General features: G+C 51.2%; 14 protein-coding genes and 1 tRNA gene. 7 read left to right on the plus strand and 8 right to left on the minus strand.

Annotated elements, in window-relative coordinates:
* Positions 1–55: 55 nt before the first annotated feature.
* Positions 56–1405 carry a phenylacetate--CoA ligase family protein gene (locus tag JMI88_RS19855; RefSeq protein ID WP_201363684.1) on the minus strand — a complete coding sequence of 450 codons (1350 nt, stop codon included), beginning with the start codon at positions 1403–1405 and terminating at the stop codon, positions 56–58.
* A gap of 273 nt (positions 1406–1678) precedes the next feature.
* Here JMI88_RS19855 and JMI88_RS19860 point away from each other — a divergent pair, with 273 nt between their 5' ends.
* The 6 genes from JMI88_RS19860 to JMI88_RS19885 all read left to right on the plus strand — a co-directional run bounded on the left by JMI88_RS19860 (position 1679) and on the right by JMI88_RS19885 (position 4130).
* On the plus strand, positions 1679–1966 hold the full coding sequence (locus tag JMI88_RS19860) for an HAD family hydrolase (protein ID WP_201363685.1): 288 nt from the start codon (positions 1679–1681) through the stop codon (positions 1964–1966).
* Entirely contained in the window at positions 1960–2331 is a 372-nt protein-coding gene (locus JMI88_RS40730) for an HAD family hydrolase (RefSeq protein WP_373323914.1), read from the plus strand. Before JMI88_RS19860 ends, JMI88_RS40730 begins: the two co-directional genes overlap by 7 nt.
* Before the next feature lie 53 nt (positions 2332–2384).
* A tRNA-Sec gene (locus JMI88_RS19870) sits at positions 2385–2486 on the plus strand.
* A 285-nt stretch (positions 2487–2771) separates the two neighbouring features.
* Entirely contained in the window at positions 2772–3044 is a 273-nt protein-coding gene (locus tag JMI88_RS19875) for a hypothetical protein (RefSeq protein ID WP_201363686.1), read from the plus strand.
* A gap of 105 nt (positions 3045–3149) precedes the next feature.
* On the plus strand, positions 3150–3920 hold the full coding sequence (locus JMI88_RS19880; protein ID WP_201363687.1) for a 2-phosphosulfolactate phosphatase: 771 nt from the start codon (positions 3150–3152) through the stop codon (positions 3918–3920).
* 51 nt (positions 3921–3971) lie between these two features.
* Positions 3972–4130, plus strand: a complete 159-nt coding sequence (locus JMI88_RS19885) for a hypothetical protein (RefSeq protein WP_201363688.1) — start codon at positions 3972–3974, stop codon at positions 4128–4130.
* Between the two features lie 206 nt (positions 4131–4336).
* Here JMI88_RS19885 and JMI88_RS19890 read toward each other — a convergent pair whose 3' ends face one another.
* From JMI88_RS19890 to JMI88_RS19915, 6 genes are all read right to left on the minus strand, one after another.
* Positions 4337–4840 carry a hypothetical protein gene (locus tag JMI88_RS19890; protein ID WP_201363689.1) on the minus strand — a complete coding sequence of 168 codons (504 nt, stop codon included), beginning with the start codon at positions 4838–4840 and terminating at the stop codon, positions 4337–4339.
* Positions 4803–6551: a tyrosine-type recombinase/integrase gene (locus JMI88_RS19895; protein WP_201363690.1), complete on the minus strand. Its 1749-nt coding sequence runs from the start codon at positions 6549–6551 to the stop codon at positions 4803–4805. The genes JMI88_RS19890 and JMI88_RS19895 overlap by 38 nt, the downstream gene beginning before the upstream one ends.
* Positions 6538–7752, minus strand: coding sequence for a tyrosine-type recombinase/integrase (locus tag JMI88_RS19900; RefSeq protein WP_201363691.1), 1215 nt, complete (start codon positions 7750–7752; stop codon positions 6538–6540). Before JMI88_RS19900 ends, JMI88_RS19895 begins: the two co-directional genes overlap by 14 nt.
* Before the next feature lie 334 nt (positions 7753–8086).
* The gene (locus JMI88_RS19905) at positions 8087–8956 is read right to left on the minus strand and encodes a carbohydrate ABC transporter permease (RefSeq protein WP_201363692.1); all 870 of its coding nucleotides are present in this window, start codon (positions 8954–8956) and stop codon (positions 8087–8089) included.
* Positions 8956–9936 carry a carbohydrate ABC transporter permease gene (locus JMI88_RS19910; RefSeq protein WP_201363693.1) on the minus strand — a complete coding sequence of 327 codons (981 nt, stop codon included), beginning with the start codon at positions 9934–9936 and terminating at the stop codon, positions 8956–8958. The genes JMI88_RS19905 and JMI88_RS19910 overlap by 1 nt, the downstream gene beginning before the upstream one ends.
* Positions 9937–10015: 79 nt before the next feature.
* Positions 10016–11365 carry an extracellular solute-binding protein gene (locus JMI88_RS19915; protein WP_201363694.1) on the minus strand — a complete coding sequence of 450 codons (1350 nt, stop codon included), beginning with the start codon at positions 11363–11365 and terminating at the stop codon, positions 10016–10018.
* 694 nt (positions 11366–12059) lie between these two features.
* Between JMI88_RS19915 and JMI88_RS19920 the strand changes: the two genes are divergently transcribed.
* Positions 12060–13664 (plus strand): beta-N-acetylhexosaminidase, encoded by a 1605-nt coding sequence (locus JMI88_RS19920; protein WP_201363695.1) that lies wholly within the window; start codon positions 12060–12062, stop codon positions 13662–13664.
* Positions 13665–13958: 294 nt separating this feature from the next.
* Here the strand turns inward: JMI88_RS19920 and JMI88_RS19925 are convergent, their stop codons facing one another.
* A complete protein-coding gene (locus JMI88_RS19925) occupies positions 13959–14396 on the minus strand; it encodes a hypothetical protein (RefSeq protein ID WP_201363696.1) in 438 nt (145 codons plus the stop codon).
* Between the last annotated feature and the right edge of the window lie 15 nt (positions 14397–14411).

The following is a 14411-nucleotide window of genomic DNA, read 5'->3' on the forward strand; positions in this document are numbered from 1 at the left end:
CCGATTTTTTGGCCAATCGTGTACTGCTTCCAGGACACAATACACGATTGGTATTTTATTTCTTAAGGCGCCGATCTTCGACGCGAGCACTGGCAGTTTTGGATTCGCCGCCCGTAGCACGGGGCAGGCTATCCTGGGGCACAAGTTCCACTTTGGGAGTGTTGCCAGTAATCGATTTAACAGCGGCCGCCATGCGTCCCTGTAGCGATGTGACACGCTCTGCATCCTCAAGGACCGAGCTATCGTTGACTTCGACCTTAAGACCAAAGGTATCCAGATCGTTTTTGCGATCGACGATAATGCGGAAGTTCGAGGCAGTCTCAGGGAACTGTACCAGCGCGGCTTCCACCTGGCTAGGAAAGACAATCAGGCCGCGAATCGAAACGGCATCATCGCTGCGCCCTTTAATGGATGCAATTTTGGGATGGGTGCGACCACAAGCGCAACGCTCTTCCCACCAGAGGCGGGACAGGTCCCGGCTGCGATAGCGGATCATGGCGGTGCCATCTCCCGTCAACCAGGTCCAGACTAGCTCGCCGTCTGTGCCTTCCTCAACCGGTTCACCGGTCTCAGGGTTGATACACTCGACCAGGAAACTATCGGCCCAGGCGTGCATACCCTCGCGAACCTCACACTCACAGGTCATACCAGGTCCAAGGAACTCGGTCATCCCGAACTCGTCATACGCAGTAATGCCAAAGAGGTTCTCAATCTTCTGACGCGTCTCCCACGGCCAGGGCTCAGCCCCAAACAGGCCAACCTTCAACTGCGTATCCTTGAAGTCCAGGCCCTGCTCGACTGCTTTGTTACCAACATAAAGTCCAACTGAAGGAGTCATACAAAAAGCTTTAACCCCAAAGTCTCTGATGAAATCAAACATGCGCTCATACTGGCGAGCATCAGAGCCCATGGGAATAGACATCACATCCATAGCCATAGCCCCATAATGAAAGCCAAAGCCACCGGTTGGCAAACCATAACCATAGCAGTTCATCAGTACATCGCCCGGACGCAGGCCCACCATCCACAGTTCCCGTGCATTCAAATCGGCCCAGTTCTGAATATCTTTTCTGGTCGCGAAGACCGGTACGCTCTTACCAGTTGTCCCACTAGTCGCATGCAGTTGAAGAGCGCCACCTTCATCACCCATCGAACGCATAGCTGTACCCAACGGATAAGCAGCTCGCACCGTTTTTTTCTCCAGGAAAGGCAACTTACGAATATCATCTAAAGTACGGATATCAGAAGGCTTAACACCAGCTTCATCATAGAGATTTCGATAAAATTGATTGTGCGTATAAGCGCGTTCAACAATCGCCTGAAGGCGCTCCAGTTGCAGAGCCTGTAGTTTCTGCTTTGGCAGCGTCTCCATCTCCTCATTAAAAAACTTGCGGTGACTTACCACAGAATATCCTCCAAATCCATCGCACTTTCATTCCCGGCAAGTAGCAAGTAGACTACTGCATTTTTACCCCTCGCGGGATATGATAGTATCAACATAGCAATATCTCGGCGTCTCCTCCCTACAGGAAGAGGCGTCAATAATCAAAATATAGGGTATGCTTTAAAGAAAGGCTTATGCCTGGCATCCATTCTACCATGGTCACCTGATCCCGTCTATTATAAGGCAGGAAAGTAGGAGCGGGTATCAATAACGTATGCAGGAGTATTTTCAAGTATGACAGATACGATTCGAGCTATTATCTGGGATCTAGATGGTGTAATTATTGATAGCGCCGAGGAGCATAAACGCTCCTGGTATCGCCTGGCAGATGAGGAAGGACTACCTTTCAGCGACCAGCAATTTCACGACACCTTCGGCATGCGCAACGATGCCATTATTCCAATCCTCTGGGGAATAACAGATAAAAAACGCGTACAGGAGCTGGCCGATAAAAAAGAAGCCTACTTCCGTGAATTTGTACGTGATACTGCCGCCCCCTTCCAGGAGCTATTGAACTGCTAGGCGAGCTACGAGACAATGGCTATAAGCAAGCCCTGGCCTCCTCAACTCCCATCAAAAACATAGAAGTCATCAGCGAAGCCCTGGGACTCAAGAAATATCTCGGTGCGCTCGTCTCGGGCGAGACCGTTCCCCACGGCAAACCAGCCCCCGACGTCTTCCTCAAAGCAGCCGCCGAACTAGGGGTAGAGCCAGCCCACAGCCTCGTCATCGAAGACGCCGTCGCCGGAGTAGAGGCAGCTCATCGCGGAGGTATATATTGCATTGCAGTCGCCGGCGAACGAGACCTCCCTGGACTCAAGGTTGCAGAGCTGATGGTCAAAGACCTCACGCAGGTCAATGTCGAAATTATCCGTAACCTCGCTTGACAGGCGGCCCAAAGCGTGGCATCATGAAAGGGTAGCGCAACTACAAACATCATGGAGGTGTAGGGGCCCCGGTGGGTCTCACCGTCTTCAAAACGGCTGGGGGGGCGCTCGGCGCGTTCCCCGGTGGGTTCGACTCCCATACGCCTCTGTTACCATACCCTCAAACACTTTTTATGTGTTGTGTAACTTTACCCATAGTTTTGCAGATTCTTTCTTTTGAGGGAAAATCGCTCTCGCCGCCAGCAGTAGACATAGAGCGATTTTTCAGGGGGAAAGAACGTTAGCAAATCAAGGAACTGCTGAGCCAAGGTGATAAAGCTAGCGCCATCTCCTACGATACGTCAGGACCGATCTGTGGCGAAACAGGTGACCCCTTTCCGTGCCTGGTTAGCACTCCGTGACTTCAGTGCGGCTCAGCTCAGTAAAAACACTCGGCCAAAATGCAACTGCTGGAGGCCAACGGCAATCTGACCAGGATGCTTGAACTGGTTACCCTCGGTGAGGAGGAGCGGAAATTGATCGAGCAGGGAATGGCCCTCAATCAAACCTTGCTCTCTCGGCTGGCTGATGAGCCAACCCCCACAGGGTCCACTCCACGCGAGCTTGAGTCCAACAAGCGAAAGCCTCTCCCTATTCTGGCAGAAACGGTCGAGCTGGTAACTCCCGAACGAGTGCCAAAGCTGGCAGAATTGGAAGTATCAGAAGAAGCCTAAGCAGGGAGTTAAGCAAATACGAAATTGCCCATCTAGATGAAGACGCGTCCCTCTGGTACAATGACGCAGTTCTTGACCACAACAACACAGAGATAGGAGAAGTCATTGTACACGCAACATCCTTACCGCTGTCGGTTCGATTGGGGGCGACGCGGGGTCCGTCAAGCTGCAGAAAGAGGAGATATCCTCGTCATTGTAGATGTCTTGAGCTTTTCCACAGCAACCATCACCGCCGTGCATTACGGCGGCTTCATTTATCCCTGCTCCCTTGAAGAAGATGCAACAGCTCTTGCCCAGCACATCGGAGGGGAGGCAGCCGTCAAACGCTATGATGTGCCCCAACATGGGCGCTTTTCGCTCTCCCCCGCGACCTTCCTTCACCTCGAACCTGGCACGCGAGTCGTCCTGGATTCGCCCAATGGGGCAACTTGTAGTCGCTATGCCGGTCAGGTTCCTTTCCTGTTTGTCGGAGCGCTGGTCAATGCGCAAGCGGCGGCAGCAGCTGTCTCGTCTCTCCTTGAGCAAACGACCCTCTCTGTTACGGTGATTGCCTGCGGAGAACGCTGGAAGACGCCATCGGAAGATGGCGAACTGCGAGTGGCTCTTGAAGATTCCTTGGGAGCAGGGGCCATTCTGTCCTATCTCCCTCAAGAGAAATCACCAGAAGCTCGCGCGTGTGAAGGAGCATTTGTCCAGGTTCGAGATGATTTGCATGCCATGCTCTGGGAGTGCGGAAGTGGTCGAGAACTCCGTGAGAAAGGCTTCGGGATGGATGTCCAGCACGCTGCGCGCTTCAACGCGTATGAAACGGTTCCTCACATGCGAGATCACCATTTCGAACCCTTTGACCTTACGACTGTCACTGATGAGAGATGAGAAAGGTGGCCAAGCAAGGATGACGAGCAACGAAGAGGCACCAAAAAGCAGATGATGGAACTGATGCAAGCAGGGCAGTCCTGGCAAGAAGCCGCTCACCGTACAGGGGTCCAGACCAGTCGCTCCACCGCTTACCGAGGGCGCGCAATCGTATCGCAGTCAGGGCAATGCCGCTGTCCCATTTTAGACAGCCAGCAGCAGATTGCTTGACTTCCTGCTAAGATGGTTGAATTCCATTCCACATAATGGTTAGTACTGTCTGACTCCTAAGCATGAGCAGTCTCCTGAAGATGTGTTTTGGATAATCTCCAGCTTACAGCTTTCTTGGGGGTCGGTCAATTTAACTCGGCTCAGTATACCATCGGCGCTAATAGGTGGTATCACGAGCAATGACGACCAGACCTGTTGGGGGGAGTTTAGTGCATTCGGTTGCCCTCTTCCTGCAACTCCTTTTTGGTCTGTGCTGCAAGTCTGGTGAGAGCTTCGACCAGCGCAGAACGAAGTTCTGGATCAGTCAGCTGACTTCCTGCGGCCAGTTTCCCGTAAAGCAGGTCAATTTCCCGTTGTTTTTGACGCAGTTCAACATCCTTCTTCAAGAGCGCCTGTTTCATCTCATCGAGTCGTCGGCGTAATGCTGCAATGACCTGCTCCTTCGCCCTATCTGGAGATAGTGCTGTCGGTGTATGCAATCGCGTCTGTTCTGCCTCTTCGATGGCTTGCATCAGATCTGGGTGGCTCCGCAGGAACACGACAGAGACACCTGCACGTTTGGCAACTGCTGCTTTCGTGACGGGTTTGTGTTCTTGTTTCAGCAACGCAAGAGCTTCCAATGTGGCCTGACGCTTCTGCTCTGATTTTGCCTGCGCATTGTGCTTGCACTGTTCAGTTCTTGTTCGTTTGGTTGTTGTGGATGCGTCCATCCCAGAATCCTTCCCGTTGAATTGTCTCGACAACCTTCTCAGCATGCTCCAGTTCCTGTTCATGCTTCTTGCGAGCACGGTCATAGAGCAGATTGGCTCGGAGTGCCTCCACGGTGAGTCGCAAATTCTTGACCTTGTTTTCCCACATGAGTAAATGCCGTTTGGTGGCTCTGAGTTTGGGACACGTTGGGCAGTGAGGAACGTCAGGACAGGGATCGTGCATCGGCAGATGGGCACAATTGCCAGCTCCGTCTGGTAAGGGTGAGAGATAGAGCTTGCCTACTTTGCCCTCTACCCAGCCACCATCAACCTCACCTTCATGCTGTTTCACCTGCACCTGGTTCTCTATCATCTCAGAAGCATAGGTGTGTTGCTTCTTCACCCGATAGGCATCATACTTTGCCTTGAGACTCTTGAGATACACCTTGATGTACTTTTCAGTCATGGCAAGACTTTTGTGGCCGAGAAACTCTTTGACAGTGTAGATATCTACTCCGGTTTCGATCATATCCGTAGCTACACTGTGCCTGAATTGGTGGGGCGAAATCGCATAAGGTTGATCTTCATGTTTGAGAAGTGGAGCAAGTCTTTTCAATGCGGTATCTACAGTTCCACGAGAAAGAATACCTGTCTCTGTACGGAAAAGGTAGTGCTCCCCAAAATGATCTGGAAGATGGTTAGTCCGTTCTCTCTGACGATGAATCGCATCAACAACACCATCTGTCAACTTTGTGGGAATGCGATGATCTCTTTTCATCTTGTTGTACTGGTGATAAATACGAATCCACCAGTAGCCATCCGAATCCTGATCAAGGCAACCATTACGTCCATGTTCGTCTGGGGCTTTGAGATGACACAGATCTTCAGCCCGCATTCCAGTGTAGCGAAGAATGAGGATAGCATCCCACAGAGTAGGGGAAAGCCGTGCAAAGCTTTGATTGTGCTGGATGGCCTGAACTGCTTGTTCCAAAAGAAGGTCAAGTTGATCAAGGACATCAGGAGGGACGGGGCGAGGAAGCGTTTCTGGCATACCAGGAATATCTTCCTTCCAGATGAGAAAGCGTGGAGGTCGAGGGCCTGTCCAACTCGGAGATGTTGCCATGTACTCGACCATACTCTTTAAGTCCCACAATCCTCTGCTGGCCTGATACTCACTCAATTGAGCCGTCTCAGGAAGCAAAGCTTCGATATGGGATCTCTCTACAGTTCCCATATGAACATCGGGCGGAAGCAACATCAGCACAGGCTTTAACGCGCGTATGATAACGGTGAATGTGTAGGCTTCCCACTTAGGCAACCGACATCGAAAATAGCATTTGATCTGCTCACGAAGTTGATGATTCGTAATCCAGGTGAAATCCACCTCGTAGGCAGCCGGTGGGCGATGTTTGGGGTAATCTGATTTGAACCTACGCATATCCCAGACGTCCTTTGCCAACTCTTCCTCAATGTTTGTGGCAAGTTGGGTTTCAAGATGAGAGGTCCGATAGTGTCGCTTGATGACTATCCCCAACTCTTCTACAGCCCTGACAAACGGCTCTTCTCGTAAAGCATAGTACCAACTCTTTGTTCCAGAGTATCCAGCAAGCTTACAAATCTCACTGACTGATTTGTTCCGATTCTCCTCACATTGGAGTACCGTCAGAAATCGTTGCTGGCCTTTAGATAACCTGGATGCAGATGTGAGAGTGATAATTTTAGCGGTTTGCACGCCCCTTCTTCCTCTTTTCTGAATATCTTTCGTAAGCTAATTTGTGATCTTCCTTGGTCAAATGCGTGTAGATTTGCATTGTCGTCACGACACTTGCATGCCCCAACCGCTCCTGGATAAACTTCCAGTCTACGGGTTCACCACCTTGTAAGTAAGAACGGACGAGGGCCGTAACGTGCGTATGTCTCAAAACATGGGGATGCAAGAATACGCCTGATTTCTCAGAATAGTGCTGGAAGACTTTTTCAACTGCAGCTACTGTGAGTGCCGTTCCATAGGTGGATTGTCCTTCTCGATTCTTGGCCTCTTTTTTGAGTACGATCCAGAGATGATCTGTGCGAGGGTTTGCCTCAATCCAGACTTCGGTAATATAGACATCAAGTAGGCCCAAGACATCAGTGGGTAAGTGAACAAAACGATCATTGCCATAGCCAGCCTTGGCCCGTGCTCCGTTTTCATTGTTTGAGCGAAAGCGGACATGAACTCCCTGTTTTCCAAATTCGAGGTCTTCCATCCTCATACCCAGTAGCTCACCAATGCGGAAGCCTCCCTCTTTGAGCATGAGGCACAAGAGGCGATCACGGAAGCCTGCAGGATCGCCGTTCGGGTCTTTTTCGAGATGAATGCTATTGACGAAGATTTGGAAATCCTGCTCTGATACGATAGGTGGGAGACGATCAGGCTCTTTGAGCTTCAACTCCATGCGTTGGACCACAGCCTGTCCTCGTTGGGTATGAGCTAACAGATCGCGTTCCGCCAGCCATTTGCCCCTTGGCACATCCACATAGCGAACTGGTGATTCTGTGAGCATGCCACGACGCACCAGGAAGTGGTAGAAGGCCCCGACCACCTGGAGAATGAGATTGACGCTGGTTGCCTGAAGCGGACTGGGTTGATGAATGACGGAAACAGCAGCCACATCTCGGTAAGGGTTACAGAGCCAGATCACAAATTCGGTGAGGTCTGCTGAAGTCACTTCGTGCACGTTTAGATTTCGTTGCGTTAGAAAGTGGTAATACCACAACAGGCGGGAGCAATATGCCTTCACGGTGGCCGGAGCACGCTTCGTAGCCGCTTTCCAATCCAAAAACTCCTTGGCATAGGGAATGAAGTCGTATTTGCTATCGACCAGGTAATACATCCGCCCCCGATCTGGAACATCGGCAGCAATCATCCTGGGAGCTACGTTCGTACCTTCCACGTTCCTACCTCCACCTCCACTTTTCGTTTTTTCGTCAAGGTTTTTGTTTCTAAAGAATATGATACTGACGATACCAAATTCCTCGTGAGAAGCACGTTGTTATCGTTGTTCTCGATGGAATCTTTTATCAAAAGAAAGATTCTGCAAAACTATGCTTCCATAAAAACCCGCATACTGAGCGCAACGACTGAGCAGCGAAGCAAAAAAGGGACGCGACGTATACGTTATTTTCATAACGACGCGGAGGCATACGCGATCCGCAACGCCTTACGGCTTCGTGAGCTGTTAGGATCGCTCGCCGTACAGCCAGCCTGATACATGCGCCCTATGCTTGCTATCCCTTCACGCCTCCCGCAGTCAGGCCGCCGACCAAATAGCGCTGGAACACCATATACAAAACTACGACAGGCAAAGCGCTCACGACTGACGCGCCCATCAATTGTCCATACAAAGGCAACGCGCCACCTTCCTGCGCGGAGCTGAAAGCCTGCAATTGCACTGCAATGGTACGCGTTTCCGGAGCCGTAAGAACGCTGGCGAATAACACATCGTTCCAACCAGTCAGGAAGGAAAAGACCAGGGCAACCACCACACCTGGAAGCGCGAGCGGCACGATTACGCTCCAGAGCGCCTGCAACCGTGTCGCGCCGTCGACAAGTGCGGCTTCCTCCAGGTCTATCGGTATGCTGCCCAGGTACGACACCATAAGCCAGGTCGCAAATGGAAGCGCGAACGTCAGGTATGTAACGATCACCGCCTGGTATGTCCCCACAAGTTTGAAGTGGAGCACAGCCTGGATAGACGCAAAGAGTACAAAGAGTGGCAGCAGCAGCATCACGCCTGGAACGGTCTGCAAACCAATGAGAGAGTAAAGGTATGGCAAACGTCCATGGAACTTGAAGCGGGAAATGACATATCCCGCGCCTACGGCCAGGATCACAGCGATGGCGCTCGCGATCAGCGAGATAAACAGACTATTGAACAGTCCTTGCGCCAGGTTTACCGTTATCCACATCTGGATATAATTGTTAAAAGCCCAGTGGGACGGAAGAAGATGCTCACCACCACTAATCTCACTATCAGGAGTGACAGAGAGCAATACTGTATAGATGACGGGTATCAACACGAAGCTTATCAGGAACACGGTCGCAATGATGCGTGCAGGCGGCGGTAAAATATCCTGCGAATTCCTCTGTCTCTTCATTATACGGTCACCTCCCCAAGGCGTAGCGTGCGAATATAAAGGATACCGGGAATCAACATAATAATCAGCGTAATCACGGACATCGCCCCACCGAGTCCGAAATTAAATAGCTGGAATGAGGAGACATAAATGTTGAGAGGCAGGACATCAACCTGCGCCGGAGGAGGCGTGCCAAACATCACGAACGGCAGCGTAAAGTTGTTGAAGTGATTCAGTGTCGAGAGCAGTAGAGCAAGTCCCAGGATGCTACGTAGCTGCGGTAAAACGATCCTTGTCAGCCGTTGCCAGGAGTTTGCTCCATCCACCGAGGCAGCATCGTACATATCGGCTGGAATCGATTGTAATCCGGCCAGGACCATGATGTAGACGAACGGCCATGAAGCCCACACATCCGCGATAATCATCGCCCAGAAACTATTTGGCCCCAGCAGCCAGTATGTATTAATGCTCGCTACATGTATCCCGGCCAGGAAGCGATCAACGAGCCCACTTTTATTCAAGAACATCATACGCCAGACGAGCGCGGTCACAAACGTCGGTATCACATAGGGAATCAAGTATAACGCGCGCACAACACCACGGCCACGATACGGGGTATTGACGGTCAATGCGGCCAGTACGCCAATGGGAGTAATGATCACGGTCGTCAGGATCGCGAACCCAAGACTCACCCCTAACGACACCAATGTTGAATCGCCAACGATATTGCCCTCAATAAACGAGTTCACATAGTTCGTAAACCCGACCCATGGGGCATGAATCCAGCTCCTTAGCGTATATTGATCAAGATTCAAAAAGCTAATGTATACGGCGATCAGAAAAGGGATACCAACAACCACAAAGAGCATTATGATGCTCGGCCACATAAGCCAGAGGGGCCGTCCGCCGGCGCTGCTACTGGGAGCATGCTCAGGTATCCGTGCTCCGGGAATAGAGGAAGGACTTGCGGTGCTGGTTTCTGGAATGGGTTGTATTGACATATTTCCTACCTTCAAGGCTACAAGACCCGCGCCTGAACGCGGGTCTCTCTTAGCTTCATATCAGAGCACATCCTGATCCTCAATGCAGCTGACTTTGAATCTCTTTGTTGGCCTGATCCAGAAGTGGCTTGATCTGGGAGGGATTGTAGTGGTTCGTCGCAACCGAGTTGGCCAGCTTGGAACTGACGCCGGCCAATGCGACCTCGAGTGGTCCCCACGCACCTGAGAAGGGGGTCGGTGTGGCGCCTTGCTCTGCCTTGATAAAGGCAGCGGTCGCGGAGTCCTTGCTGCTCAGGTAATTCGCGGCCTGCACGTTTGTGGGCAAATCTCCGAAGGTTTTGGTCCAGTCGAGCTGATGCTGGTAATCCGTAACCAGGTTAATAAACTTAAAGGCCAGATCCTTTACATTGGAATAATCAGCGACGGCAAGCATGTCACCGGATACAATCGTCGAGGCAGATACGCCGTTAGCCGGCCGCTGCTGCATACCATAAGGCACCGTTGGCATGGGAGCAAAGGCGTACTTGCCTGCTACAGCCGACTTCTGGAGCGTCGGTGTGATCGTCGGCGTGACCATAATCAACATGCCCACCTTACCGTTATCAAAGGCACGCGTGGCGTCAGCCGCTTTCCACGTCATCGAGTTAGGATCGGTAATTTTGTATGTGGTGGCCCAGTCAAACCAGAATTTGACGGAATCGACAGCCGTTGATGTATTCATTTCAGCGGTCTTGAGATCCGGGGAGAGGAAACTTCCGCCACCCATCTGTTCGTTGAACATCCACCAGATCTTCCATGGATCAAATGAATCAGAGGGGTCGATCTCCGCTCCATAGACACCGGCGGAAAGGTCTGTCATTTTCCTCGCGTCAGCAACAAAATCGCTCCAGGTCGTAGGAGGAACACTGATCCCGGCCTTTTTGAACAGGTCCGTATTATAGACCATACCAAAAGGACGCATCACCCAGGGAACAGCAATCAACTGATCGGGCGATGACCCGGACATGGTCATCTGTTGCGGAAAGAAGCGGCTCTTTCCACCCACCTTGTTCCAGTCATCAGCGGTGAGCGTGGTGAAGCCCTTCGTTGCTTGCGCCGTAGGCACAAAGGTGGTGCCCAGGCTAAATATATCGGGGCCACTCCCGCTGACAATAGAGGTCTGGAGCTTTGTCTGTTCCTCGCTGCTGCTAGAGTATGTGTCCCAGACAATATTGCTACCAGTCGCCTTATGGAAATCGTTACCAATCTGCTGCATCCATTGCTTCTGTTGTGTAGCAAAGAGTGTGTTCACGCCCACCAGTACGTGGAGGGTTTGACCACCGCTATTCGTGGGCCCACTCCCGCTGGAACCACCGCATGCTGACAGCACAAGTGGCAGCAGTACAATCCAACATGAGCAAAAGCTCAATAGTCGGCTGCTTGCTTTCATCAATTTTGTTTCCTCCATTGGATAACAAATACAGCACTGAAAGACTCTGACCAATACAAGGTCATATGATAAAAAAAATCTCCTTATACATTCCGATAAATACCTCGAAAGCATAGCTAGCATAAGGACGGAGGGTATAAGGAAAGCGGCTCCATAGGGCTATAGATCATCTTATCTGAAAACAAGCATACTCAAATTTATGCCCAAAAGCAATCCTTCGTAGCAAAGCAAATGACACAGGCGCACTTTAGATTAAAAAAGTCTGCTTGCTTTATACTGTATAGTCCCTTGCATGCATAGAAAAAATACCATGGATTGAGAACTCCAAAGCATTACCGCCAAGTAGTCGAGTAAACATTTCCTCCGACCTTTTATTTGCCAGAGCCACCCCCCAGCAATAATTCACAGACCCTGGCTTGTTGACAGGATGCAGTAGATATTCTACAATCTCATCAGTGCCCATTATACATACAAATGCTGCAATAAGCTTGCATGCACTGGTTCAAGATCTCTCTGTGAATAGTCGCCTGACGATCAAGCCTGATCATTGGCAGTGGTGCTCATCGAGTACTCTGTGATGATATCCTCTTGATGATTGTGCTCGCTAGCTCTCGCACATGCGGCACACAGGTCTCTCATCGGCCTGCACGAGCACACGCGGGCAATCTCTTTTTCCTAGAAGGAGCAATGTTGAATGCATGTACACGTTCCTCTCAATCACCCCGAACTGTCTATTCTACCCCAACCTGCCAGTATCGTGCGCGAAGAAGGATATTTTCAGCTGACCCAGGACACTGTGATCGTTACAGACCAGAAGACACAGGCCATCGGCATGCTGCTCGCCAACGTGCTGGCACCTGCACTCGGCTTCTTGCCCAGTGTGCTTACAGATGAGCATCCTCATCTCCCCACTATTTCTCTGGGCATTGATTCCCAACTGGCACACCTGGGCCAGGAAGGGTATATGCTCAAGGTCACAGCAGGCCAGGCCACGCTACGGGCGGCTCATCCCGCTGGAGTGTTCTACGCCACGCAAACGCTCAGGCAATTGCTTCCCGTCGAGATCTTCTCTTCAACGCCAGTCAACCAGACCTGGAACATTCCAGCTGTCAGTGTCGAGGATTTTCCCCGCTTCTCGTGGCGCGGGTGTATGCTCGATAGCGCGCGTCACTTTATTCCAAAGCAGGAAGTGATCAAGCTGATAGATGTGCTAACTTTGCACAAAATAAATGTGCTGCACCTACACCTGACAGATGATCAAGGGTGGAGGATCGAGATCAAAAAATATCCCAGGCTGACCGAGGTAGGCGCGTATCGCAAAGAAACAGTGATCGGACACGCAAGGAGGCCACAGGGATATGACGGCACACCACATGACGGCTTCTATAGCCAGGAGGATCTACGCGAGATCGTCGCTTACGGGGCTGCTCGTTTTCTCACCGTTGTTCCTGAGATCGATATTCCTGGGCATGCCCAATCGGCTATTGCTGCCTATCCTGAGTTGGGCGTTTTACAAGCACCGGTCGAAGTGGCGACAACCTGGGGCATCCACCCCTATCTGTACAACCCGACCGAGGAGGTATTTCAATTTCTCAAGGATGTCCTGAGCGAAGTGATGGCTATTTTCCCTAGCACGTTCATTCACATTGGTGGCGATGAGGCCATCAAGGATCAATGGAAGGGGAGCCAGCAGGTGCAGGCAATCATCAAAGATCTGGGATTGAAAGATGAGGACGAGCTTCAGAGCTGGTTCCTCTCACAGATTGGGACGTTCCTCGCACACAATAATCGCCGACTCCTGGGATGGGATGAGATTCTCGAAGGTGGCCTGCCATCTGGAGCCACAGTGATGTCGTGGCGAGGGATTGATGGGGGGATCGTAGCTGCACAATCGCACCATGATGTGGTCATGACTCCCACTTCGTTTGCCTATCTCGATTACTACCAATCCAACGATCCCGTAGAACCTCTGGCCATTGGCGGCTACCTTCCTGTGGACAAGGTGTATGCCTTCGATCCCATCCCAACCGTACTCACCCCAGAGCAGGCGCAACATATTCTCGGTGCCCAATGTAATCTCTGGAGCGAGTATGTTCCCACGACGAAGCATCTAGAGTATATGTTGTTTCCGCGTGCCATCGCACTCTCCGAGGTCGTCTGGACGCCAAAGGAGCACCTTGAGTTCTCCAACTTCCGAAGGCGACTGACAGTGCATGAAGCTCGACTCGCCTCCCTGAACGTCAATTTCCGACCAGTGGAGAAGTTGGACCAGGAGCAGATGTTCCCAGCGCGCAAGTAGTTTCGGTAGTTCCTGGTGGTTGTTATGGGGGAGTGAAAACAAAACCCGGCGCGGCAAAACTCGACAGAGGGGCGCCGGGTTGGGCTTCGCAGTGAGAAGCTCGTCTGGCGATTCGATTGCGGAAGCAAGCCTATCCAGAAGGCGTGATAGGTTTGTCCAATGTCTGACATATCCCTCTCTATGCAATGTCGCCTCAAAGCAACTCGGCGACAGATAGGACCCGCTGCCCAGAGTAAACATTGATACAACTAAATGCATTGAATACCTGCTATGCTTGCCAGGTAGGAAATGTCTTTATCTTCCCCATCCACCCATTGGCTTGAATAGGACCACCTCCTTGAAGTCGTGCAGCGCCTCGATAGTCGCTTGGACAGAGAGCTTATTTTGATCTATGCGTTTCCAATCAGTTCGATCAATTGTTCCTATTACCAGATACTGATTGCTCACTGTTTCCGGATCGAGAACGGGAAAGGCTCTCGTAATGAGATGATCTAACTCGTCCCGGTGAGCGATCAATAAATCACAATGAGAGCAGTAACGGCAGGTCTTATTCAAGAGCAGAAACTGGCTTGGATCAATATGGATAAACAGCGGCAGTTTGCGCTGCCCCATCTTACTTGAGCATTGCGGACACGTGCTAAAGCGCACGTCCCGGTAGGGATTGAGAAAAAAGCGATAGCGTGGAGGTTGCTTTCCAAACCTTGGGATAGCCTTCTTATCTTTTTTTCCCATTATCACCTCGTTCTT

Source organism: Dictyobacter formicarum (assembly GCF_016587435.1).